The 23,402-nt window shown below is 69.5% G+C and carries 21 protein-coding genes; 2 read left to right on the plus strand and 19 right to left on the minus strand.

Annotated features, from left to right (window positions below; genetic code table 11):
* Positions 1–13: 13 nt before the first annotated feature.
* Genes ABN273_RS44215 through ABN273_RS44245 form a run of 7 tightly spaced genes read right to left on the minus strand, consistent with a single transcriptional unit; the run spans position 14 to position 7,677 of the window.
* Positions 14–889 (minus strand): alpha/beta hydrolase, encoded by an 876-nt coding sequence (locus ABN273_RS44215; protein ID WP_349455566.1) that lies wholly within the window; start codon positions 887–889, stop codon positions 14–16.
* Positions 886–2,280: an NAD(P)/FAD-dependent oxidoreductase gene (locus tag ABN273_RS44220; RefSeq protein WP_349455567.1), complete on the minus strand. Its 1,395-nt coding sequence runs from the start codon at positions 2,278–2,280 to the stop codon at positions 886–888. Before ABN273_RS44220 ends, ABN273_RS44215 begins: the two co-directional genes overlap by 4 nt.
* Positions 2,281–2,316: 36 nt before the next feature.
* Positions 2,317–3,102, minus strand: a complete 786-nt coding sequence (locus ABN273_RS44225) for an ABC transporter permease (RefSeq protein WP_349455568.1) — start codon at positions 3,100–3,102, stop codon at positions 2,317–2,319.
* Positions 3,099–3,950 (minus strand): ABC transporter permease, encoded by an 852-nt coding sequence (locus tag ABN273_RS44230; RefSeq protein WP_349455569.1) that lies wholly within the window; start codon positions 3,948–3,950, stop codon positions 3,099–3,101. The genes ABN273_RS44225 and ABN273_RS44230 overlap by 4 nt, the downstream gene beginning before the upstream one ends.
* 3 nt (positions 3,951–3,953) lie before the next feature.
* Positions 3,954–5,141, minus strand: a complete 1,188-nt coding sequence (locus ABN273_RS44235; RefSeq protein WP_349455570.1) for a polyamine ABC transporter substrate-binding protein — start codon at positions 5,139–5,141, stop codon at positions 3,954–3,956.
* 21 nt (positions 5,142–5,162) lie between these two features.
* Entirely contained in the window at positions 5,163–6,230 is a 1,068-nt protein-coding gene (locus tag ABN273_RS44240; protein ID WP_349455571.1) for an ABC transporter ATP-binding protein, read from the minus strand.
* A 13-nt stretch (positions 6,231–6,243) separates the two neighbouring features.
* Positions 6,244–7,677, minus strand: coding sequence for a gamma-aminobutyraldehyde dehydrogenase (locus ABN273_RS44245; protein WP_349455572.1), 1,434 nt, complete (start codon positions 7,675–7,677; stop codon positions 6,244–6,246).
* A 194-nt stretch (positions 7,678–7,871) separates the two neighbouring features.
* On the opposite strand from ABN273_RS44245, the gene ABN273_RS44250 reads away from it, so the two are divergent.
* Complete coding sequence (locus ABN273_RS44250; protein WP_349455573.1) at positions 7,872–8,363, plus strand: Lrp/AsnC family transcriptional regulator; 492 nt, start codon at positions 7,872–7,874, stop codon at positions 8,361–8,363.
* Between the two features lie 9 nt (positions 8,364–8,372).
* On the opposite strand, the gene ABN273_RS44255 is transcribed toward ABN273_RS44250, so the two are convergent.
* Positions 8,373–9,887 (minus strand): purine-cytosine permease family protein, encoded by a 1,515-nt coding sequence (locus ABN273_RS44255; protein ID WP_349455574.1) that lies wholly within the window; start codon positions 9,885–9,887, stop codon positions 8,373–8,375.
* Positions 9,884–10,822, minus strand: coding sequence for an agmatinase (gene speB / locus ABN273_RS44260; protein ID WP_349455575.1), 939 nt, complete (start codon positions 10,820–10,822; stop codon positions 9,884–9,886). The genes ABN273_RS44255 and speB overlap by 4 nt, the downstream gene beginning before the upstream one ends.
* Positions 10,823–10,892: 70 nt before the next feature.
* Here speB and ABN273_RS44265 point away from each other — a divergent pair, with 70 nt between their 5' ends.
* Positions 10,893–12,359 carry a PucR family transcriptional regulator gene (locus ABN273_RS44265; protein WP_349455576.1) on the plus strand — a complete coding sequence of 489 codons (1,467 nt, stop codon included), beginning with the start codon at positions 10,893–10,895 and terminating at the stop codon, positions 12,357–12,359.
* Between the two features lie 20 nt (positions 12,360–12,379).
* Here ABN273_RS44265 and ABN273_RS44270 read toward each other — a convergent pair whose 3' ends face one another.
* The 10 genes from ABN273_RS44270 to ABN273_RS44315 form a co-directional block, all read right to left on the minus strand.
* Complete coding sequence (locus ABN273_RS44270) at positions 12,380–12,601, minus strand: hypothetical protein (protein ID WP_349455577.1); 222 nt, start codon at positions 12,599–12,601, stop codon at positions 12,380–12,382.
* Positions 12,602–12,647: 46 nt separating this feature from the next.
* Positions 12,648–13,217 (minus strand): RpnC/YadD family protein, encoded by a 570-nt coding sequence (locus ABN273_RS44275; protein ID WP_349455578.1) that lies wholly within the window; start codon positions 13,215–13,217, stop codon positions 12,648–12,650.
* Between the two features lie 112 nt (positions 13,218–13,329).
* Positions 13,330–16,062, minus strand: a complete 2,733-nt coding sequence (locus tag ABN273_RS44280; RefSeq protein ID WP_349455579.1) for a glycoside hydrolase family 38 N-terminal domain-containing protein — start codon at positions 16,060–16,062, stop codon at positions 13,330–13,332.
* The gene (locus tag ABN273_RS44285; protein WP_349455580.1) at positions 16,059–17,138 is read right to left on the minus strand and encodes a Gfo/Idh/MocA family protein; all 1,080 of its coding nucleotides are present in this window, start codon (positions 17,136–17,138) and stop codon (positions 16,059–16,061) included. Before ABN273_RS44285 ends, ABN273_RS44280 begins: the two co-directional genes overlap by 4 nt.
* The gene (locus ABN273_RS44290; protein WP_349455581.1) at positions 17,135–18,031 is read right to left on the minus strand and encodes a TIM barrel protein; all 897 of its coding nucleotides are present in this window, start codon (positions 18,029–18,031) and stop codon (positions 17,135–17,137) included. The genes ABN273_RS44285 and ABN273_RS44290 overlap by 4 nt, the downstream gene beginning before the upstream one ends.
* The gene (locus ABN273_RS44295; protein WP_349455582.1) at positions 18,022–19,200 is read right to left on the minus strand and encodes a CehA/McbA family metallohydrolase; all 1,179 of its coding nucleotides are present in this window, start codon (positions 19,198–19,200) and stop codon (positions 18,022–18,024) included. The genes ABN273_RS44290 and ABN273_RS44295 overlap by 10 nt, the downstream gene beginning before the upstream one ends.
* Positions 19,197–20,261: an ABC transporter ATP-binding protein gene (locus ABN273_RS44300; protein ID WP_349455583.1), complete on the minus strand. Its 1,065-nt coding sequence runs from the start codon at positions 20,259–20,261 to the stop codon at positions 19,197–19,199. Before ABN273_RS44300 ends, ABN273_RS44295 begins: the two co-directional genes overlap by 4 nt.
* A complete protein-coding gene (locus ABN273_RS44305) occupies positions 20,261–21,079 on the minus strand; it encodes a carbohydrate ABC transporter permease (RefSeq protein WP_349455584.1) in 819 nt (272 codons plus the stop codon). The genes ABN273_RS44300 and ABN273_RS44305 overlap by 1 nt, the downstream gene beginning before the upstream one ends.
* The gene (locus ABN273_RS44310; protein WP_349455585.1) at positions 21,076–22,002 is read right to left on the minus strand and encodes a carbohydrate ABC transporter permease; all 927 of its coding nucleotides are present in this window, start codon (positions 22,000–22,002) and stop codon (positions 21,076–21,078) included. The genes ABN273_RS44305 and ABN273_RS44310 overlap by 4 nt, the downstream gene beginning before the upstream one ends.
* A complete protein-coding gene (locus ABN273_RS44315) occupies positions 21,977–23,365 on the minus strand; it encodes an extracellular solute-binding protein (RefSeq protein WP_349455586.1) in 1,389 nt (462 codons plus the stop codon). Before ABN273_RS44315 ends, ABN273_RS44310 begins: the two co-directional genes overlap by 26 nt.
* Positions 23,366–23,402 lie beyond the last annotated feature (37 nt).

The raw sequence follows: 23,402 nt of genomic DNA on the forward strand, positions 1-23,402 counted from the left end.
TACCACATGGACGTCAGAGGTGCTCGGCGAGGAAGTCGGCCGTCGCGTCCACGGCCTGGGTGACGTACGGCTCGCGGTCGTAGAGGTCGATGTGCTGCTTGGCGTCCACCCAGACGAGCTTCTTCGGCTGGTCGAGCCGCCGGTATGCCTCCTCGGCCCCCTCGGGCGGGCAGAACCGGTCGATGACGCCGTGCACGATCAGCGCCGGCTTCGGTGACAGGAAGTCCGCTCCCATCATGTTGTCCATCGTGACCAGCTCCCGCACGCTGGCCCTGGTCACCGAATTGGACCAATGGGGCGAGGCGCCCCGCGAGGTGCCGTAGTACGCGTACGGCTCGTCGCCCGGCATGGCGGCCTCGCCCTCCTCCGCGACCGCGGGCATGTACTCGACGGCGCCGCCCAGATCCTGCCGCTCCAGGACATCCGTGAGCCCCGCCAGCACCGACTGGTAGTCCATCCCGGCCCGCATGGAGTAGGGGTTGTTGTACGCGCCCGCAATACCGACAAATGTCCGGACACGAGGATCAAAAGCAGCAAATTTCAGGGCATATCCGCCGCCCAGGCACACCCCCACCACCCCGATCCGGTCCCGGTCCACCTCGTCCCGCGACCGCAGGAACGACACGGCGGCCCGCAGGTCGCGCAGCTTGCCCTGGGGGTCCTCCTCCCGGCGTGGAAGCCCCTCGGACTCGCCCCAGTTCCGATGGTCGAAGGCCAGCGTCACGTACCCCCGCTCGGCCAGCCGCTCCGCGTACCGCCCGGTGACCTGGGCGCGCACCCCGGTGAGCGGCCCCGTGAACACCAGCGCGGGGCGCGGCCCCACGCCGCCGGGCACCCGCAGGTCCCCGACGAGTGTGAGGCCGTCCACCATGAATTCCACCCGGATCACGAGTCGAACCCCAGTCCCATCCGGTCGAGCGTGCGCAGCCACAGGTTGCGCTTGCCCTGGTGCTGATCGGCCTGCGCGATCGACCACCGGGTGACCTGGATGACCCCGGACCGGACCGGCTCGGGCGGGAACGGGATCGGCTTCTCCTTGACCATCCGCAGCTCGGTCCGCTCGGTGGCCTCGCCCGACAGCAGGTCCAGCATGACGTTGGCGCCGAACCGGGTGGCTCCCACGCCCATCCCGGTGTAGCCGGTCGCGTAGACCAGCCGCCCGCCGTGCGCCTGCCCGTAGAAGGCACTGAACCGGCTGCAGGTGTCGATCACTCCGCCCCACCTGTGCGTGAACCGCACGTCGCCGAGCTGCGGAAACGTGTCGTAGAAGTGTTCGGCGAGCTTGACGAACGTCTCGTCGCGCTGCTCGTACTCGGGCTTGACCAGGCCCCCGTTGTAGTAGACGGCGTCGTAGCCGCCCCACAGGATCCGGTTGTCGTCGGTCAGCCGGTAGTAGTGGAACTGGTTCCCGGAGTCGCCGACGCCCTGGCGGTTGCGCCAGCCCACCTCGGCGAGCTGGGCGCCGCTCAGCGGCTCGGTCATCAGCGCGTAGTCGTACACGGGGACCACGAAGTGCTTGAGCCGGCGCAGCAGCGGCGGGAACACCCCGGTGCCCAGCGCCACCCGGCGCGCGCCGACCGCGCCGTACGGCGTGCGCAGCGTGATGGTCGTGCCGTCGTCCCCCAGCGAGCGAACGGGGCTGCGCTCGTAGACCCGCACCCCGAGGCTGAGGCACGCGTCCCGCAGCCCCCACGCCAGCCGCGCCGGGTCGAGCATGGCGCACCCGCTGCGGTCCCAGAGCCCGCCCAGGTAGGTGGGCGAGTTCACCTCGGCCCGAACCTGCTCCTGGTCGAGCGGCAGGTAGTCGAGCCCGTGCGCCGAGATCAGCTCCAGGTGCTCGTGGAGGTCGTCGAGCTGCCACGGCTCGGTGGCCACGTGCAGCTCCCCGGTGCGCTCGAACGAGCAGTCGACGCCGTAGCGCTCCAGTGTGCGCTCGATCTCGTCGAGGTTGGCCACCCCCATGCGCTCGAGGCGGTCGATCTCGTCCGGCCACCGCTCCAGGCCGTTGGGCAGGCCGTGGGTGAGGGTCGCCAGGCAGAACCCGCCGTTGCGGCCGGTGGCCGCCCAGCCGATCCTGCGCCCTTCGAGCAGGACGACGTCCAGCGAGGGGTCTCGTTCCTTGGCCATCAGGGCCGTCCACAGCCCCGAGAAGCCTCCGCCGACGACGACCAGGTCGGCACTCGTGTTCTCCTCAAGCCGCGGTCGCGGCTCGGGTCTGGCCGGGCTGTCCAGCCAGTACGGCTTGCGCTCCGCATCAGCAAGCGCCTTCAGCGGATCCACAAATCCCACTTCCCTACGAAGTTCGTGGAGGTCTATTTAGGTACGGCGCCGCGCCGCCACCGCGTTTCCGATCGCGATCAGCACCCCGATGCCGAAGATCAGCGTACCCATGACGTTGACCTGCGGTGGGATACCCGTCTTCACCGCGCCCACGATCCACAGGGGGAAGGTGACGGTCGAGCCGTTGACGAAGCTGGTGACCACGTAGTCGTCGATGGACAGCGCGAACGACAACATCGCGCCGGCCATCACGCCCGGCATGATCGACGGCAGCGTGACCTGCCTGAACGTCCCCCACGCCGTCGCCCCCAGGTCCCTGGCCGCCTCCTCCAGCGACGGGTCGAGCGTGACGATCCGCGCCCGTACCGTCACCACCACGAAGGACACCGAGAACAGCACGTGGGCGATGATGATCGTGTTCGCGTCGCGCGGCACGTTCCCCGAGACGAACAACGACAGCAGCGACGCGCCCATGACCAGCTCGGGCGTGGAGATGGCGGCGAAGACCAGGAAGTTCGTGAACCCCTTGCCCCGGAAGCGGTGCCGCCCGAGCGCCAGCCCCAGCATGGTGCCGATCACGACCGTGATGACGGTGCTGACCGCGGCGATCACCAGCGAGTTGCGCAGCGCCACGGTCAGGTCGGAGATGTCGAACAGCTCGGCGTACCAGCGGAGCGTGAAGCCCTGCCAGGAGGTGTTCGACTTGCTCTTCTTGTCGTTGAAGCCGAAGAGGATCATCACGGCGATCGGCGACGACAGCCAGACGATGATGATCCAGGTGTAGATGTGCAGCAGCCGGTCGCCGAGCCTGATCCCCCTCATCGGGCCGCCGCCTCGAGCACGTTCTCCGTCCCGAGCGCCCTGGCGTAGACGAAGATCCCCACCAGCAGCACCGCCATCAGCGTGAACGACAGCGCCGAGGCGGTCGGGTAGTTGAGGTTCGTCAGGTACTCGGTCTGGATGATGTTGCCGATCATCGTGTTGGCCGTGCCGCCGAGGATCTGCGCGTTGATCGGGTCGGCCGTGGCGGGCACGAACGTCATCAGCACCCCGGCGAACACCCCCGGCAGCGACAGCGGCAGCACCACCCGCCGGAAGGCCGCCGCCCGGGTCGCGTACAGGTCCTGGGCCGCCTCGATCACCCGCGGATCCACCCGCTCAAGCGACACGTAGATCGGCAGGATCATGAACGGCAGGAAGTTGTACGTCAGCCCGCCCACCACGGCGACCGTCGTGGCCAGCACGTGGAAGTCCGCGGGCAGCAACCCCCAGCCCTTCAGCGTGCCGAACAGGATGCCGTTGTCCGACAGCAGGAAGTTCCACGAGATCGTCCGCAGCACGAACGACACGAAGAACGGCAGCAGCAGCAGGAACAGGTACACGGACTTGCGCGTGCCGCCCTTGAACGCGATCCAGTACGCCACCGGATAGCCGATCACCAGCATGGCCACCGTGGCGAGCCCGCCGTAGACCAGCGAGCGCGCCAGCTGGGTGCCGTACCTGCCGAGCGCGTCGCTGTAGTTGGAGAAGCTGAACGTCATCGCGAAGCCGTCGATGGCGTTGCCGGTCTGCAGGGAGACCGACGCCATCGCGGCCATGGGCACGACCAGGAAGATCGCCAGCCACAGCCAGCTCGGCAGCGCCAGGAGGTAGGGGGTGAGCCGCCTCATGTGTCACGCCTGGGTGACGGACTGGAAGATCGGGTTGAAGACCTGCTCCTGCTTGGTGGTCAGCGGGGTGTAGTTGCGCAGCTTGGCGTAGTCGGCCTCGGTGGGGAACATGAGCGGGCTGTCCACCATGTCCTCAAGGGCCTTCTTGTCCTTGCCCTCGGCCGTCCTGGCCTTCTCCCTCAGCAGGTCCTGCACGGCGGGGACCGGCGTGACGTACTGGATGAACTCGTCCAGCTCGGTGGCCACGGCCGGCTGGTAGAGGTAGTCCATGAGCATGAGCGCGTCCACCGGGTTGGCCGCGCCCTTGGGGATGAGCATGTTGTCGGTCCAGATCGTGCCGCCCTCCTCGGGCACCACGAACTTGACGGGCTCGCCGGCGAGCTGGCGCTGGAAGACGTCGCCCGACCAGGCCATGGTCAGCCAGACGTCGCCCTTGGCCACGGCGTCAATATAGCTCTGGTCGTAATATTTCCGGACAATTCCGGCGTCGCGCTGTGCCTTGAGCTTCTCCCCGGCCTTCTTCCAGTCGGCCTCGGTCGACTTCTCGGGATCGATCCCGAGCACGAACATGGCGAAGTTGCCGATCTCCTGGGCGTCGGACATCATGCCGACCCGGCCCTTGTACTTGGGATCGAAGAGCGACTCGATGCTCGTGATGTCCTCGTCGACGTACTTGGTGTTGTACGCGATCCCGGTCACGCCCGACGTGTACGGCACCGTGTACTTGTTGCCCGGGTCGTAGGCCCGCTCCTTGTACTTCTGACCGGCGTTGGCCGCGAAGTTCGGCAGCTGGGAGTGGTCGAGCGGGGTCGCGTAGCCCAGGTCGATCATGTGCTGGAGCTGCACGCCGTTGGTCATGACGACGATGTCGTAGCCCAGGGACTGCCCGGCGCGCAGCACGGGGTCGGCCTTGCCGAAGAACTCGGCGTTCTCCTGGATGACCTCTTTGTACTCGTACGAGATGCCGGTGGCCTGCTGGAACTTCTTCAGCGGCGCCTGGTCCTCCGGCATGTACTCGGGCCAGTTGGCGAAGACGACCTTGCCGTGCTTGGTCTGCTTCGCCCAGTAGTCCTTGACCGCGTCGGCCTTCGGCGGCGCGGCTTTCTGTCCTTGAACACCGCAGGCGGCCAGAGCCAGCCCTGCGGCGGAGAACCCGGCGATCCGGAAAACGTCACGACGGGAGCGGGGCATGGGGTGGTTCATGGGGTGCTATCAACTTCCTATCACGTACGAGTGCCGCGCCTGCCACGACAGCCACACGGAGTCGCCCCGCTCCGCGGTGGCCGTGGCGTCAAGCGCGTTCTGCTGAAACACGGTGACCTCGGCCCCGTCAGCGAGGCTCACCGCGTAGCTGTTGTAGGTGCCCAGGTAGACCACCTCGGCCACGGTCCCGCGAACGGCGCTCAGCCCCTCGGCGGGCTCCTCCGTGTCGATGATGATCTTCTCGGGCCGCACGGTCACCGTCACGTCGCCGTCGTGCCCCGGCACCAGCACCCGACCGCCGCCGATCTTCAGCACGCCGCTGTTCGCGGTGCCCGCGAGCAGGTTGGAGGTGCCGATGAAGCCGGCCACGAACGCGGTCGCGGGCCGCTCGTAGATCTCACGCGGCCCGGCCAGCTGCTCGACCAGGCTGTCGTTCATGACCGCGATCCGGTCACTCATGGTCAGCGCCTCGTTCTGGTCGTGTGTCACGTACACGAACGTGATGCCGACCTCGCGCTGGATGCGCTTGAGCTCGATCTGCATGGCCTGGCGGAGCTTGAGGTCGAGCGCGCCGAGCGGCTCGTCGAGCAGGAGCGCCCGCGGCCGGTTGACCAGCGCGCGGGCCAGCGCCACGCGCTGCTGCTGGCCGCCGGACATCTCGCGCGGCCTGCGCTTCTCCCTGCCGGTGAGATCGACGATCTCCAGCATCTCGCCGACCCGCCGCCTGATCTCCTCCTGCGGCGTCTTGCGCTGCTTCAGCCCGAACGCCACGTTGTCCCAGACGCTCATGTGCGGGAAGAGCGCGTAGGACTGGAAGACCATGTTGACGTCGCGCTTGTTGGGCGGGACGTTCGTGACGTCCTTGCCGTGCAGCCTCACCAGGCCCTTCGAAGGCGGCTCGAACCCGGCGATCATTCTCATCGTCGTGGTCTTGCCGCACCCGGACGGGCCGAGGAGGGAGAAGAACTCCCCCTCGGCGATGCCCAGCGTGACGCCCTTTACCGCCTGGACGACCTCGCCATGCGAGAGGTACTCCTTGACGACGTTCTCAAGCTCTATCGCATTCAGCTCAGCCATCCCGGGTACTGTCCTATTCGCCGATGTAGTGCATGACGTGCTTGACGCGGGTGTAGTCGTGCAGGCCGAACACCGACAGGTCCTTGCCGTACCCGGAGTGCTTGAAGCCGCCGTGCGGCATCTCCGAGACGAACGGGATGTGCGTGTTGACCCAGACCACGCCGAAGTCGAGGCGGTTGGACATGCGCATGGCGCGGCCGTGGTCGGAGGTCCAGACCGAGCCGCTCAGGCCGTACTTCACGTCGTTGGCCTTGGCCAGCGCGTCGGCCTCGTCGGTGAACGTCTGGACGGTGATCACGGGGCCGAAGACCTCGTTCTGCACCATCTCGTCGTCCTGCTTGAGACCGTCGATGACCGTCGGCGCGAAGAAGTAGCCCTTCTCGCCGACCCGGTGGCCACCGGTGAGGACCTTGGCGTGCGCCGGGGCCCGGTCGACGAAGCCCTGGACCCTGGCGAGCTGGTTCTCGTTGTTGAGCGGCCCGTAGAGCGCGTCCTCGTTGTCCAGGTCGCCGGTCACGGTGCCGGCGGCGGCCTCGGTCAGCGCGGCCACGAACTCGTCGTGCACGCTCTCCTGCACCAGCACCCGGCAGGCGGCGGTGCAGTCCTGGCCGGCGTTGTAGAGGCCGGCGACGGCGATGTCCGCGGCGGCCTTGCGCAGGTCCTTGACGTCCTCGAACACCACGACCGGGGCCTTGCCGCCGAGCTCGAGGTGCACGCGCTTGAGGTCGTCGGCGGCGCTCTTGGCGACCGACATGCCCGCACCGACCGAGCCGGTGATGGCGACCATGGAGGCCGTCGGGTGGCCGACGACGAGCGCGCCGGTCTCGCGGTCGCCGGTGACGACGTTGAAGACGCCGGCGGGCAGCACCTCGCCGAGGATCTCAGCCAGCTTGAGCGTGGCGGCCGGGGTGGTGTCGGACGGCTTGAGCACGACCGTGTTGCCGGCCGCCAGAGCGGGGGCGATCTTCCAGACCGCCATCATCATCGGGTAGTTCCAGGGCGTGACCTGGCCGATCACGCCGATCGGCTCGTGCCTGATGACGCTGGTGTGCTCGGCGAGGAACTCGCCGGCCGTGGGGCCCTCCAGCGTGCGCGCCGCGCCCGCGAAGAACCGGAAGTGGTCGCCGGCGACCGGGGTCTCGTCCTCGGCCATGCGGGCGCGCGGCTTGCCGGTGTTGCGGCACTCGGCCTCGTTGATCTCGTCGGCCCGCGCGTCGATCGCGTCGGCGACCTTGAGCAGCAGGTTGGCCCGCTCACCCGGGGTGGTCCTGCCCCACGACTCGAAGGCGGCAGCCGCGGCGGCGTAGGCGGCGTCGACGTCCTCGGCACCCGAGACGGGGGCCTGCAGATAGGCCTCGCCCGTGCACGGATCGATGACGTCGGAGAATCGGCCGCTCTTCGCGTCCACGAACTCACCGTTGATGAAGTTCTGGAGACGAGTGGTCAAGGTGCCTCCTCGTGGCTGAGATGCCGCGACTCTGACAGAGCGCGCTGCATCTGAACAAGGGATTTCGTGGTGAAGATACCAAATTGCTACGAATTCGCTTGACAGGAAGCCAGGAACTGACAACATGTCGCACCGGGACGGCAACTCAGCGGGAACGTGCCCGTAACGCCGGGCCGCAAGGAGGATTGCAGCCGATGACGACGCCGCCGCGCGTACGCCGCACCAACGCCAATGCCGGGCCGGTGGTGCTCGACGATCTGTCCAAGCAGATCATCGAGCAGCTCCAGCGCGACGGGCGCATGCCGTACGCGGCGATCGGGAAGGCGGTGGGCCTGTCCGAGGCCGCCGTGCGCCAGCGCGTCCAGCGGCTGCAGGACGCCGGCGTGATGCAGATCGTCGCGGTCACCGACCCCCTGACGCTCGGGTTCCCCCGGCAGGCGATGATCGGCATCAACATCGAGGGCGACCTGGAGGCGGTGGCCGACGAGCTGGCGGCCATCGAGGAGATCGACTACGTGGTGCTCACGGCGGGCTCCTTCGACGTGATCGTGGAGGTGGTCTGCGAGGGCGACGGGCACCTGTTGGAAATTCTTAGCAAAATTCGCGCCATCCCCGCCGTACGGGCCACGGAGTCGTTCGTCTACCTGAAGCTGCGCAAGCAGACCTACTCCTGGGGCACCCGCTAGCAAGGCCGGTCACGTGACCGGCTCGGCCGCCGCGTCCACGATGGGCAGCACCGGGGTGTCGGCGGCGCGGGCCAGCCGCGGCCCTTCTGGTCCGTAGACCTCGCGCGGCTCCGGGAAGGCGGCCAGCAGCGCCAGGTAGAGCAGCCCGGCCACGGCCAGCCCGACCGGCAGCGAGATGTCCACGCCGCCGGCGAGGTCTCCGAGCGGCCCGACGAACTGCCCCGGCAGGTTGACGAACATCAGCGCCAGTCCCCCCGACACCAGCCAGGCGCTCACCCCACGCCAGTTCCAGCCGTGCGTGAACCAGTAGCGCCCGCCGCGCTGGCGCCGGTTGAAGACCTGCAGGGCCTCCGGGTCGTACCAGCCGCGCCGGGTCACGTAACCCAGCATCATGATCACCATCCACGGCGCCGTGCACGTGATGATCAGCGTGGCGAACGTGGAGATGCTCTGCGTGAGGTTCGCGGCGAAGCGGCCGATGAAGATGAACACGATCGACAACGTGCCGATGAAGACCGTGGCCTGCACGCGGGAGAAGCGGGTGAACACGCTGGAGAAGTCGAGCCCGGTGCCGTAGAGCGAGGTCGTGCCCGTGGACATCCCGCCGATGAGCGCGATCAGGCAGACGGGCACGAAGTACCAGCCAGGCGAGATCGCCAGCAGCCCGCCGACGTAGTTGGGCGCGGCCGGGTCGACGTATTCGGCGGCCTTGGCCGCGATGATCGACGCGGTGGCCAGGCCGAAGAAGAACGGCAGGATGGTGGCGATCTGCGACAGGAACGCGGCGGCCATCACGCGCGAGCGCGGCGTGCTCGCCGGGATGTAGCGGGACCAGTCCCCGAGGAACGCTCCGAACGACACCGGGTTCGACAACACGATCAGTGCCGCGCCGATGAACGACGGCCAGAACAGCGGGTCACCCGCCGCCAGCGTGCCCGGGTAGGAGGGGTCGAAGTCGCCGGCGAAGGCGAACACCCCCAGCACGAACAGCAGCGACGCCGCCGCCACCGCGATCTTGTTGACGAACAGCATGAACCTGAAGCCGTAGACACACACGACCAGCACGAGCACCGCGAAGATCCCGTACGCGACGCCGTAGGACAGGTCGGTGTCCGGCAGCCCTGCCAACCGGTGCGCGCCGCCGACCAACGCGTCCCCCGACGACCACACCGAGATCGAGAAGAACGCGATCGCGGTGAGCAGTGACAGGAACGACCCCACGATCCGGCCGTGCACGCCCAGGTGGGCCGACGACGAGACGGCGTTGTTGGTGCCGTTGAGCGGCCCGAACAACGACAGCGGCGCCAGGATCAGCGCCCCGACCACCAGCCCGAGCACGGTGGCGGCCAGCCCCTGCCAGAACGACAGGCCGAACAGGATGGGGAAGGCGCCGAGCACGCAGGTGGCGAAGGTGTTCGCGCCTCCGAACGCCACCCTGAACAGGTCGAGCGGGCGCGCGGTGCGGTCCGCGTCGGGGATGCGCTCGACCCCGTACGTCTCGATTTCGGTGATGCCGCTGCTCATGTCTGCTTCTTCTCCTGCATCGCTAGCAAGCTGACGAGGTCGTACGCCACGTGGGAGGCGGCGATCGAGGTGATCTCCGCATGGTCGTAGGCCGGGGCCACCTCGACCACGTCGGCCCCGATCAGGTTGCGGCCGGCCAGGCCGCGCAGGATCTCCAGCAGCTCCCGGCTGGTGAGCCCGCCCGCTTCCGGCGTTCCGGTGCCGGGCGCGTGCGCGGGATCGAGCACGTCGATGTCGACGGACACGTAGAGCGGCCGATCGCCGATGCGCTGCCGCAGCACGTCGATCACTTCGTCGAGGCCGCGCCGCAGGACATCCGCCGCGGTCAGGATGCCGAACCCGAGCCGCCGGTCGTCCTCGAGGTCCTTCTTGCCGTACAGCGGGCCCCGGATCCCGACGTGGCTGAGTGCCTCGGTGTCGAGCAGGCCCTCCTCGACCGCCCGCCGGAACGGGGTGCCGTGCGTGTACTCGGCCCCGAAGTAGGTGTCCCACGTGTCGAGGTGGGCGTCGAAGTGCAGCAGCGCCACGGGACCGTGCTTCCTGGCCACGGACCGCAGCAGCGGCAGCGCGATGGTGTGGTCGCCGCCGATCGCGACGAGCTTGGCGTCGATCGAGTCCGCCGCGCCCTCGATGCTCTCGATGGCCGCGCCGATGTCGAACGGGTTCGCCGCGATGTCACCGGCGTCCACCACCTGCGCCCGCTCGAACGGGGAGACGTCCAGCCCCGGATGGTACGGCCGCAGCAGCCGGGACGCCTCCCTGACCGCGGCCGGGCCGAACCTGGCGCCCGGCCGGTAGGAGACGCCGGTGTCGAACGGCACGCCCACCACGGCGACGTCGGCCCGCTCGACCTGGTCAAGGCGGGGCAGGCGGGCGAAGGTGGCGAGCCCGGCGAAGCGCGGGACCCGGCTGGAGTCGACTGGGCCTAGATTCATGCGGCCCAGTGTTCGTCATGCGTCTGACCTGCGACAATTGTAGAACTCACGAAGTATTACGGTGTTTGTTGTGGCTGAACACAAGCTGACCGTCGAGGACCTCCTGCGCTCCCCCGCCCTCCAGCTCCGCCTGCTGGCGGGCGAGGCCGGGCTGTCGCGTTCGGTGTCGTGGGCGCATGTGAGCGAGCTCGACGACCCGACGCCGTGGCTGCTCGGGGCCGAGGTCATCATGACGACCGGCCTCGGCGTCCCCCGTACGGCCGCCCGGCAGCGCGCCTACCTCGAACGCCTGGACGACGCCGGGGTCTCGGCCCTCGCGCTCTCGGCCCAGCTCCACGTGCCGCCGCTGCACCCGGCGTTCTTCGAGGCCGCGGAGTCGCGTGGCATGCCGGTGCTGGAGGTGCCCCTGGCGGTGCCGTTCATCGCGATCGCGCAGGAGGTGGCGGCGGCGCTCCAGGAGGACGCGAGCCACCGCCTCGGCGCCCAGCTCCAGGTGTTCGGCGCGCTGCGCTGGCTCGCCTCGGAGGACCTGGACAACGCGACCTTGTTCAACCGCCTGGAGCGCCTGTCCGGATACGACGTCTACATGTGCACGCCTCAGGGCCGCGCCCTGCTGCCCGGCGTGCCCGTGCCCGCCCTCGACGTCCTGCCCAAGGAGCCCGACGCGCCTCCGACGATCCCCGGCGGCTTCGTCCTGCCGGTGTCCGCGCCCGGCGGCCCCGCGGGCTTCCTGGTCGCCTTCGAGCGCGAGGGCGCCCGCCCGGCGGGCCTGGCGGTGGTCCAGCACATCGCGACGGTGGCCGCGCTCCAGGTGGCGATGGCCAGGCACGAGCACGAGACCCTGCGCAGGGAGGGCGCCGAGACGCTGGCCGAGCTCCTCCAGGACGTGCTCGACCCTCCGGCCGCCCGCCGCCGGCTCGCCAGGCTGGGCCTCCCGCTGGCGGAGGACTCGGTCCTGCTAGTGGTCCGCGGCGCTCCCGACGATGCCCTGCGCCGCGCCCTGGACGACCTCCCCCACCTCATGCTGCGAAGAGGAGACGACCACTACCTCATGGGCCCACCCGAACTCGGCTCCGCCATCGCGGCCCTACCCGGGGTACGGGCGGGCATGAGCCGGCCGTTCCCGCCCGGGGAGTCGATGCGGCTGGTGCAGCGCGAGGCGCTGTGGGCGGTCGCGCACGCGGCGGAGTCGGGCAGGCCGCTGGTGCACTACGGCGACGACACGACGGGCCGCTGGCTGCCCGACGACCCGGCCACGCTGGCGGCCCTGGTGGATCACGTGCTGGGCGAGGTGCTGGCCTACGACAAGGCCCACGACTCGCGCCTGCTGGCGTCCGTACGCGTGTGGATGGAGCGCAACCGCCACACCGACGACGCGGCGGCGGCGCTCCACATCCACCCCAACACCCTGGCCTACCGCTTGCGGCGTTTCGCCGCCCTCACCGGGCGCGACCTGTCATCCAGTGGGGCGTTCGCGGAGGTCTGGCTAGCCATCCGCGCCGCCCGCCAACTCGGGCTCCTGGGCTTCGGACCGTGACGGGCCAGTTGACTTGAACGTCAGACTTGGCCGTGCTCGAAGAGCTCTTCCGCCGACTCGACGTCGAACGCCTGCACGAGCCAGGTGTCCAGGGAGATCGAGTCCCGGCAGCCGAGAATTCGCTCGCGGATCTCGTCGGACATAGGCAACCCTTGATTCTCAAGAGTCTGGAGCACCGAGCTGGCCTTGTCCCGCAGCTTCTGCATGTAGAGGCGCTGGTACTCGTATTTCTCTTGGGCCATGAGGCTCATCCAGTACTCGCGTGGCGAGATCTCCGTAGTCGGCGGCTCAGACAAAGAGTCCGTCCGCAGACTCGACGGTGAACGCCCGCTGGAACCAGGCTTCGAGAGTGGCTGTGTCCTCACAGCCCGCGATCCGCTCACGGACCTCCTCGGACACCGCGATGCCACGCATCTCCAGCAGCTTCAGCAGAAGCTTGGCTTCGCCTTCCGCCTTGCCTTCCGCTCTGCCTTCCGCCCGGCCCTCAGCCAGCAGGCTCTCGGCGTACTCGCCCTGGTAGGGATAGGTCTGCATAGCCATGAGTCTCCCCCATTCTTCCTGTGCCACGCCAGTCAGCGACACGTTTATGTAGTGCCCGTACTGTCCGGCAAGCTTGCGATCGATCCTGCTCAGAGCCTGGTTCAAGGTGCCCAGGATGTCCTTGAACAGCGGGTCGTCGTTCTTCGTGATGGCCGCGACGACGGCCAGCCCGATATTGCCCGCCGCCTCCTCCACATTGGTGATGGCCGGAGTGTTGTCGGGGCCAATGACCAACGGGGTCAGGGTCAACCCAGGATGGCCGGTTTCTATGGGCTTGGCCGCCCAGCGGGCGATCTTTCGATCAGGACAGATGACCACCAGGCAGACCGGACATCTCTCACGGGCCCGGAAGTTGGCGATGTACTCCAGCCACGAATAGAGCTTGTCCTTGTCCTCTCCGCGTTGCGTCTCCGTGAGTTCGATCCATTACTCAGAGTTGACGAATTTGGATGGTCGCGATTTCCCACGGCCCCATGGGCAGCCGCACCTCGCCATCGCTGACCTGCACGGACTCACCGGGACGTCCGCGCAGATCCGCGCGCCGCGCTTGCCCGAAGGCGCCGGAAATGACGGCTTCCGTGGCGTCAGGAGTCAGCGCCACCACCCGCAGTTCCTGCCAGTCGTCGCGCATCCTGAGCGAGGTCATCACCACCCCGTCGCCCGTCACCGACAGCCCGGACGCGGGAGAAGGCAGCGGAAGCGCCCGGTCGCCCTGGCCCGGGACCACGAGGAGGTCGTGGCGGAAGGTCTCCGCCTGGGGCACCACCTCCTGCCAGGACTCCTGGTACGGCATCAGCGCCAGGCTCACCGAGCGCAGCCCGCGCGACTGGGCGGCCGGGGTCGGGAGCTGGGGGCCGGCCGGTTCGGGGCGCAGGGCGTTGCGGTTGCGGGAGAGGTAGCCGACCGAGCGCAGCAGGGTGAGGGCCAGCTCGCCGTTCACCAGCTCGTACTCCGTCACGTGCTCGAGCAGCGCCGCCACGCCCCCGGCCGCCACCCACGACGAGGCGGGGAAGGTGGGCAGCGGGGTCTCGCCGCAGCCGCCCTCTGCGGTCAGCCCGCGGGTGACGACCGCGAACTGGCCCTCGGCGTGCGACTGCGCCGCCGGGGCGGGCAGCGGCACATGCAGGCGCACGCGATGGTCCGCGCACCGGTTGTCGAACTCGATGTGCAGGCGCACATACGGCTCGCCGGCCCGCAGCTCGACGCGGGTGGTGACGACGATCTCCTCGGTCTGGGGGCTCCGCGAGGGGGCGGGGAGCTCGGGAGCGCCGTCCACGCCGTCGCCGGAAGCGGGCCACCGGTACGTGCGCCGCACGTCCACCTGGGCCACCACCGGACCCGAGCAGATCAGCTCCGTCTCCACGGACGACGGCCCCGAGACGATCAGGTCCGTGAGCGGGGGCGCGTGGTTGTAGGTGTCGCCGACGTCGCCGCCGTCCACGATGCGGCCCGCGCCCGTGATCGTGGTGCCGTCCCGGCCCAGCAGCGTCAGGGTGCCGTCGGCGGCGATCGTGACCCGGAGCAGGCCGTTGTCCAGCACCTGCTCGTCCCCGCGCACCGGCAGGGTCGCCGAGTCGGAGCCGAGCCAGCAGGACGGGTCGTGCTCCATGGGCCGCAGGCCGGGTGCGGGCGTTCCGTACACCTGGTCGCGCGGAGCGGGCCGCAGGCTCGTGTGGCCCAGCGGCGGCACCTCGACCAGCGCCGCGACCTTGCGCCGCGGCTCGGCCAGAATGCGGACGCGGCTCACCCCGTCCAGCTCCCCGTGCAGATCGCGCACGTCGAAGGTCAGCGACGTCTCCCGCGCCACCGTGAATGTCAGCGTCCCGCCCTCCACCGACCAGCCCGTGATGTGCTGCCCGTAGAGCTCGGTGCCGTGGACGAAGGTCAGCGCGAGCGCCGGGTCCATCTCCTCGTCGAGCAGCAGCGTCCCGGCGTACTCCAGCGTCTGCGACGGCACCGGCGCGCCGGAGGCGTCCACGAGCGGGTCCGTCCCGGCCAGGTCAACGACGACCACGCCGCTGCGCACCTGAGGCGTCGGGTTGACGACGAGTGCCCCGTCGGAGGGCACCGACTCGGCCAGGCGGGCGGTCACCATGTCGCGTACGGCCTGCCCGAGGTGCTCGGCCTCCGCGATGCGCGCGGCCACCTGCTGGGCGGTGTCGTCCACGCCGCAGCCGGTCACCGAGTCGTGCCCGCTGGCGTCCACCAGCCGCCACCACGCCATGTCGAGGAAGCGGCCGGGCCACTCCCCGCCCCAGAGGGTGGCGAGGGGTTCGGCGTAGCGCTCGACCATGCGCTCGGCGCGGCCCATGGCCTGCTTGACGTGGGCGCGGACGGAGATGACGCCGGGCAGGATGTTGGCGCGCGCGTGTGAGCGCAGCTCGCCGGCCACGCGGGGCAGGCCGTCCACATCGCCGGAATACTCCCCGATATATCCGGACAAGGTGTCCATCCGGGCGCCGATCGTGGCCACCATGTCCGGGAGCCCGCGCACGGGCGCCGAGTGGTCGGTGCCGTACATGGCCAGCAGCGGCCCCTCGGGCCCGTGCCACTCCCGCATGGTCGTCACGAACGAGGCCGCCCGCTCGGCCAGGCCGGACGCGTCCGCGAACAGGTACGCACCGTTGCCGTACCCGCCCGCGGGCAGGTACTGCGTACGCAGCGCCGTCCCGTCGGGCGCGACCCAGGCGAAGGCGTCAGTGGTGACCGAGGACGGCACCCCGCGATAGACGCAGGCATGCAGCAGCCCGGCCTTGCGCAGGATCTGCGGCATCTGCGCTGTGTGCCCGAACATGTCGGGCAGATACCCGACCGGCATCGCCCCGCCGAGCTTGTCCGCCCGGGCCATGCCCAGCTCGAGGTTGCGCACGATGTTCTCGCCCGAGCACAGGAACTCGTCGAGCAGGATCTGCCACGGGCCCACAGCCAGCCGCCCCGACTCGACGAGCGCGGCGATGCGGTCGCGGTTCTCCGGCCGCACCTCCAGGTAGTCGTCCACGCAGGCAAGCTGCCCGTCGAGGGTGAAGTGGTAGGCGGGCTCGCGCTCCATCTGGTCGAGCACCTCGTCGAGCAGCGCCACCAGCCGCAGCCGGAAGCGCTGGAACGGCTCGTACCACTCCCGGTCCCAGTGCGTGTGCGGTACGACGACGATCTCAGCGCTCACGCGGCCTCCCCTCCAATGGGCAGATCATGCTGTACGGCGTAGCGGGCGGCGATCCGCTGGGCCGTCACGATGTCCTCCAGCGCGCCGCTCGCGTCGGTGAGCGGCGGCTTGCCATCGTTCACGAAAGCATGGAAGGCAGCCAGCTGTACTTCGAATGCCTCGGTGACGTCGCGGTACTCCGTACGGCTCTCTGCGCCGGACACCACGGTGAGGGTCGTGGGGGCGTTCATCAGGTAGGGCGAGGGGAACACCAGCTCCAGCGAGCCCTGGTCATGGTGGATGGCCACGGTCTCGCGGTAGGCCGGGTAGTCCTCCAGGTAGTGCCAGCGGATGGAGAACCGGCCCCGGGCCGGCAGGGGACCACTGATCTCGATGGAGCCGGGCGCGGGCCCCCACGTCTCAACGTACGAAATTTCCGCAGGAGAGCCGGTAAAGCGCCTCAAGAGCGACAAATCGTGGCATATCGAGCCGAGCGCCACCCCGTACAGCCCCCTGACCTGCTCCGGCGCCGACTCCCCCAGCGCCCGCGAGACGAGACCGCGCTCGGCGGCACGCAGCGAGTCGAGCAACCCGGGGTCCACGTCCCGCGCCTGCGTCAGGTTGGCGAAGGCCAGCTGCGACTCCCCGCTGGGATGCAGCACGGTCACCTCGACCGACCTGATCACCTCGGGCCCACCGAGCTCGGCCAGCAGCTCCTCGGCCCGGCGCACGGCCGGGTCGTACTGCTTCATGTAGCCCACCATCAGCCGCCCCTCGGGCAGCGCCGCCACCTCGGCCCTGGTCAGCGCGAGCGGCTTCTCGCACAGCACGGCGTACCCGGCGGCCAGCGCCCGGCTCGCCGTCTCCCCGTGCGAGCCGGACGCGAGGACGAGCACGGCGTCGAAGCCTCCGGCGGAGAGCATCTCCTCCACCACGGTGTAGCGACCGGCCGCGCCCAGCCGGTCGCCCACGGCGTCGGCCAGCGTCCGCGACAGGTCGCAGACCGCGGTCACCTCGAACAGGTCGCGCCGCCTCGACAGCAGCGGCACGTACACCGCCTGCGTGACGGCACCGCATCCCACCAGCGCGATTCTCAAATTCCCAAGTCCTTCAGCTTCTGTCGGTTGGCCGCCTGGTCGGCGATGTTCTGGGCGACGGTGCGGCGTCCTGGCAGGGTGTCCTGCTCGATGATGATCCATCCCGCGTAGTCGATCTCGTCGAGGGTGCGCACCACGGCGGGCAGGTCCAGCTCGCCCTCGCCCAGCGGGGCGAACCCGCCGCGCCCCATGAGCTCGCGCAGATCGGCGCCGTCGGCCAGGGCCTGGGCGAGGATCTTCGTGTCGCCGTCCTTGATGTGCACGTGATCGACCCGGCTCGCCCAGTCGCGCAGCGCCGTCACCGGGTCGCCCCCGGCCAGCAGCAGGTGGCCGGTGTCGAGGCAGAGCTGCACGTCGGTCAGCTCCAGCAGCCGCTCCACGTCGCCGGGGGTCTCGACGTAGGTGCCGAGGTGGTGATGGAACGCCGGTTCCAGCCCGCGCTCGCGGCAACGGTCGGTCGCGTCCTGCACGCGGGCGGCGTACCCCGTCCACTCGGACGCGGCCAGCCCTGGAACGCTCCCACCTGGGCGCGCGAACCGCCCCGGGGACCCCGAGCAGGCCAGCGTGGGCCGCGGCCCGAACCCCTCCGGCGCCGGGGGCGCGGCGGCGAACACGTCGAGCGCGGCCTGCAGCACCGGCAGCGCGGCCTCGTACGCCCCCGCGTCGCTGTATGGCAGGTCCACCCAGCCGCCCGTGAGCAGCAGCCCGTTGCCGGCCAGCCGGTCGGCAAGCTCGGATCCGGTGCCCAGGTATCCGATCGGCCCTGAGTCGATGCCCTCGTAACCGGCCTCGGACAGCGCCCCGACCATCTCGTCGGCGCTGAGCGGCGGCGGCTCGGTGGCCAGCTCGAACACACCGAAGCTCACGGGCGCATTGGCCACCTTCACTCGCATAGTGCGATCACCTCGTTCTCGAAAGTTTCCAGGCGGTGTCGTCCGTCAATGGCCCGCAGCAGCACGCGCTCCCCACGTACGACCTGCCGCGTGCCGTCGGGGCGGACCAGCACCAGGCCGTCGGCGTCCAGCGCGAGCAGCTCGTCGCCCATCCTGAGCAGCAGCGGCCCGTCGGGCCCCGTGGAGACGGCGGTGCGCCCGGCGCGCACGCCGTCCAGCACCGTGCTCGTGTCCTCGGCCAGCACCCACGTCGTCGGCGCGCCCGGCAGGCCGTCGGAGCCGTGCCGGTGGAAGTCGCTGCCACCGATCGCGATCACGTCGTCGCGCCAGGCGTCCGCCCAGGCCAGCGGCGCGCCCCAGCGGCGGTCCCACCAGCCGGAGCTCCAGACCTCGGCGATCCGGGGCCGGCGGGTGAGCGGCAGCAACCAGGCGCAGTCCCCGCCGAGCGGGTGGTTGATCGAGATCAGCCCGCCCGCGCGCTCGGCGTGCTCGGCCCAGGAGTCGGCCGGCTGCCTGAAGTCGACCCAGCCGACGTCGCCGAACACGTTCGCGTGGCCCCGGTCGGTGGTGACCTCCTGGCCCGGGATGAGCGTGATGTCGCGGTCGATCTTGGCCAGCCAGGGGTGGTGGCTGACGGTGTTGTGGTCGGTGACGGCCAGGAAGTCGAGCCCGCGACCGTGAGCCAGCTCGGCCAGCTCGGGGATGGTCAGGCTGCCGTCGCTGTGCAGGGTGTGGGCGTGGAAGTCCCCGGCGAACCACCGCAGACCATCGACGGAAGGGATGTCCCGCCGGGGCGGGCGCTGCCCGTGCGGCGGCTCCTCCGCGACCGGCTCGTCGGGGGCGACGGCCGAGGTGGTGATCTCCAGCGCGTAGTCGAGCCCCTGTGGCGGGATCCGGTGCAGCCGCAACCACACGTGCCACGTCCCGGCCTCCGGCTCGCCCGGCAGGTAGCCGGGGGTGGCCCAGTCGCGGGTGATCGTGTACTCGTCACGCGCGCCCCCGGACCAGCCGCGAAAGCCGTCCGGCGCGCCGCATCCGAGGTCGATCACCCCTTGCGACCTGTCGTACGACAGCCGGACGGACACGGCCGCGGTCCCGGCGGGCACCTCGAACGGCACCTCCCGCAGGATCCGCTCCAGCCGGTCGTCCAGGCTCCAGTGGCCTTTCACACCAGCTCTCCGTCCCGGTAGACCAGGGCACGGTCGCGCCGGGGCACCGCGTGGCCGTCGTCGCCGATCGCGGGCTCGCTGCCCTCCGGCACGACGGCCTGCACGGTCACGTCGTTGACGTCGAGCGTCACCAGGTGGGACGCGCCGAGGTTCTCCACGATGGCCACCTTGCCGCCCAGCGCGCCCTCCGCGGGCTCGGGCGAGTAGGCCAGGTATTCGGGCCGCACGCCGTACACGATCTTCTCCCCGTCGGACAGCCGTCCTTCGGCCGAGGCCGGGACCGCCACCTTGCAGCCTGCCACCTCCAGCGTGTCACCTCGTACGGTGCCGTCCAGCAGGTTCATGGGTGTCGAGCCGATGAATCCGGCCACGAACGTGTTGGCAGGCCGCTGGAACACCTCGGCCGGGGTTCCGATCTGCCGGATGTGCCCGCTTTCCATGACGGCCATGCGGTCGGCCATCGCCAGGGCCTCCGCCTGGTCGTGGGTGACGAAGACCGTGGTGACGCCCAGCTCCCGCTGGAGCTTCTTCAGGAACGTACGGGCTTCGAGCCGCAACCGGGCGTCCAGGTTGGACAGCGGCTCGTCGAACAGGAACGCCTGCGCCTGCGTGGCCATCACCCGGGCCAGCGCCACCCGCTGCTGCTGCCCACCGGAGAGCTGCCCTGGCCGGCGGTCCATGAGGTGTTCGAGGCCGAGCCGCGCCCCCACCTCGGCGGCCTTGTCGCGGCGCGTGGACTTGGCGACCTTCTTGATGCGCAGCGGGTAGGCGATGTTGTCCGTGACGTCCATGTGCGGGAAGAGCGCGTAGTCCTGGAAGACCATGGCGACGTCGCGCCCGCCCGGCTGCACGCCGGTCACGTCCCTGTCGCCGATGACGACGGCCCCGCCGGTGGCGGTCTCCAGCCCGGCGATCGTGCGCAGCAGCGTGGTCTTGCCGCAGCCGGAGGGTCCGAGCAGGGCGAAGAACTCGCCGTCGGGGATGGCCAGGTCGAGCGAGTCGAGCGCCTTCACCCCGCCGGGGTAGACCTTGGTCAGCCCGCGTAGTTCGATTCCGGCCATTAACGCTTGATCCCTCCGTGGAAGCGGAAGCCGTACTTCTTGCTGACGAACAGGTACATGAGAACCACGGGAATCGAATAGAGCAGGCCGAACGTGGACAACATGCTCAGATTGGCCTGGCCGCCCTCGGTGTACAGCGTGTACGTGATCACCGCGGCCGGCTGCTTCTCGACGTCGCTCAACAGCAGGTACGGCATCAGGAAATTTCCCCACACGTTGGCCACGGCCCAGACCGCGATCGTCGCCAGCCCCGGGCGTACGAGAGGCACCACCACGTCCCGCACAATCTGCAGCGGCGTGGCCCCGAACACCCGCGCCGACTCCTCATACGACTTAGGCGTCGAGTCCATGAAGTCCTTGAGCATGAAGATCGCCGCCGGCAGCAGCCCGCCGGTCAGGATGAGGATCAGCCCGAGCTGCGAGTCGATGAGGTTCAGCTCCACCGCGAGCTGGAACAGCGGCACCATGGCCGCCGTCCCCGTGATGATCGACGACAGCAGCAGCAACGCGTAGAGCAGCGCGTCCCGGCCGGGCAGCCGCACCCGGCTCAGCGCGTACGCGGCCAGCGCGGCCAGGATCACCACCAGGACGGCCGTGCCGACGGACAGCAGCAGCGAGTTGTAGAGGGACGGCAGCGCGTACGGATGCTCGACGACCGCCTTGAAGTTGTCCCAGGTGAAGTCGGGCACCTGGACCTCGTACGTCGGGTTGGCCGTGAAGGGCGCCGTCACCAGCCACAGCAGCGGGATCGTGAAGAAGGCCAGCAGCACCGCGATCAGCGTGTAGAACCCGATCCGGCCCAGCACGAAACGCGTCATTTCTTGCTCCGGAGCAGCCGCAGGTAGAACACCGCCACGACCAGGTTGATCAGCAGGATGATCGTGGAGACCGCGGCGCCGTGGCCGAGCTCGCCGCTCTGCAGCGCGACCTTGTACACGTGCACGGCCAGTATCTCGGACTTGCCGTCGGGGCCGCCCGCGGTGAGCAGGAAGGGGGTGAAGTCGTTGAACGTCCAGAGGCTGATCAGCAGCAGGTTTGTCAGGATGTGCCCTCTGATGTGCGGGAACACCACGTCCCTGAGCTGCTGCCAGCCGGAGGCCCCGGCCAGGCGGGCGCTCTCCAGGTGCGACGGGGGCACGTTCCCGAGCGCGGCGCCGTACAACATCATCGAGAACGCGGTGCCGCGCCAGATGTTGAACACGATGATCGACAGCATGGGGTGATCGAGCAGCCAGCCGAAGCCCTGGGTGCCGAGCAGCGCGTTGAGCGTGCCGGCGTCGCGGTCGAGCAGCGCCACCCACAGGAACGACACGATCGCGCTGGGCAGGATCCAGGCCAGGATGACCAGGCCCTCGACCGCCCGCTTCAGCGGCCCCCGCCGGTCGCGCAGCAGCCAGGCGATCGTGAAGCCGAGCCCGACCTGCCCGATGACGGCCGAGCCCGCCACGAACTCGACCGTCAGCCAGGTGGAGCTCCAGAACTCCGCGTTGCTCACCGCGTCGATGAGGTTGGCCGGCCCGACGAACTGGGGATCCGCCGCGGCGAGCCCGGTCAGGCGGTAGTTCGTGAGCCCGAGATAGAGCACCCAGAGCGCGGGGAAGACGAGGAAGACCGCGACGAGCAGCAGGGCGGGGGCCACGAAGACCCCTGCCCGCAGCCTGCCCAGGCCCGCCGCGTCCGAGCTGTACCGCTCCGGTCCGGCGGTTTCGGGGACCTCAGGAGGCGATGTTGCCAGCGCCACCGACGATTCCCTCAAGCTTCTTCTGGTAGTCGGCCGCCGCCTGGTCGGGCGCCGTGCCGCCCACCACCGCGGCGGTGGCCTCCTGCAGCGCCACCGACACCTGCGGGTAGACGGCGACCGGCGGCCGATAGGCCGTCAGCGGCATCACCTTCTCCGAGATGTACGCCAGCAGCGGCTCGTTCGCGAGGATCTCCTTGTTGACGTCGGTACGCGGCGTGATGCGTACGTTGCCGTCCTTGGTCTCCTCCTTCAACGCATCCGGCGAGAGCGTGAAGGCCGCCAGCTCGAAGGCCTCCTTCGGGTGCTTGCTGTTGGGGTTGATCGTACGCAGGGCGCCGCCGGACATGCTGACGAAGTCCTGGCCGCGGATGCCCTTGCCGGGCTCCATGGCCGGGATCATGGCGTAGCCGACGACCTGGTCACGGTCGGGCATCTTGGCCACGCCGTCCTTGGGGTTGACGACGCCGCGCCAGAAGTAGTCGCCCTCCATCAGGATGCCGATCTTGCCCTGGGCGAACTGCTGGAACGACTTGTCGCGGCCCTTGGCCTCCTGCTGGAGCTTGGGGTCGCCGAGGCCGCCGCCGTAGATCTTCTGGTAGAAGCCGAGCGCGTCCTTCATCGACTGCGCGGCGCCGGTCCACTTGCCGTCCTTCTGCACCTCGCCGCCCGCGCCCGCGAGCAGCGGCAGCACGCCCTGCATCGAGGTGGCCTCGCCCATCGCCGTGCCGGCGTTGATCTGGATCGGCACGGGCACGCCGGAGGACTTCAGCTTCGTGCCGGCGTCGAGGATCTCCTGCCAGCTCTTCGGCTGCCAGTCAGCCGGTAGCCCGGCCTTCTGGAAGAGGGTCTTGTTGAAGTAGAGCACCCGGCCGTCGGTGCCGACGGGCAGGGCGTACTTCTTGCCGTTGAACGTGGCCGCGCCCTGCACGGCCACGGGGATCTGCGACCAACCGGGCCAGTTCTCGGCGTCGGTGCCGACGAGGTCCGACAGCGGCTTGATGAAGCCGGCCTCGGCGAACTCGCCGGCCCAGATGCCGTCGATGTCCATCACGTCCGCGCCCTTGCCTGACTTGAGGTCCAGGGAGAGCTTGGTCTTGTACTGCTCGTCGTCGACGCCGCTGGGGACGAACTTGACCTTGACGGTCTTGCCCTTCGCCTTCTGGGCCGCCTCGAACTGGGGGATCACCCAGTTGGTGATGAAGTTCGCGCCGGCGGCGTTCTTCCCGCCCGCGATGGCGTTCTGGGTGATGGTTAACTCGATGGCGTCACCACCTCCGCCGGACGATTGGCCGCAGGCGGCCAACCCCAGCCCGGTCGCCGCAAGGACCGCGACCACACCCATCGACCGTTTCCGCACTGCCATGCATACCCTCCGGAATGTCCGTAAAGGAGGTAAAGCC

Origin of the sequence: Nonomuraea sp. B19D2, assembly GCF_040137845.1 — a bacterium.
GTDB lineage: Bacteria > Actinomycetota > Actinomycetes > Streptosporangiales > Streptosporangiaceae > Nonomuraea.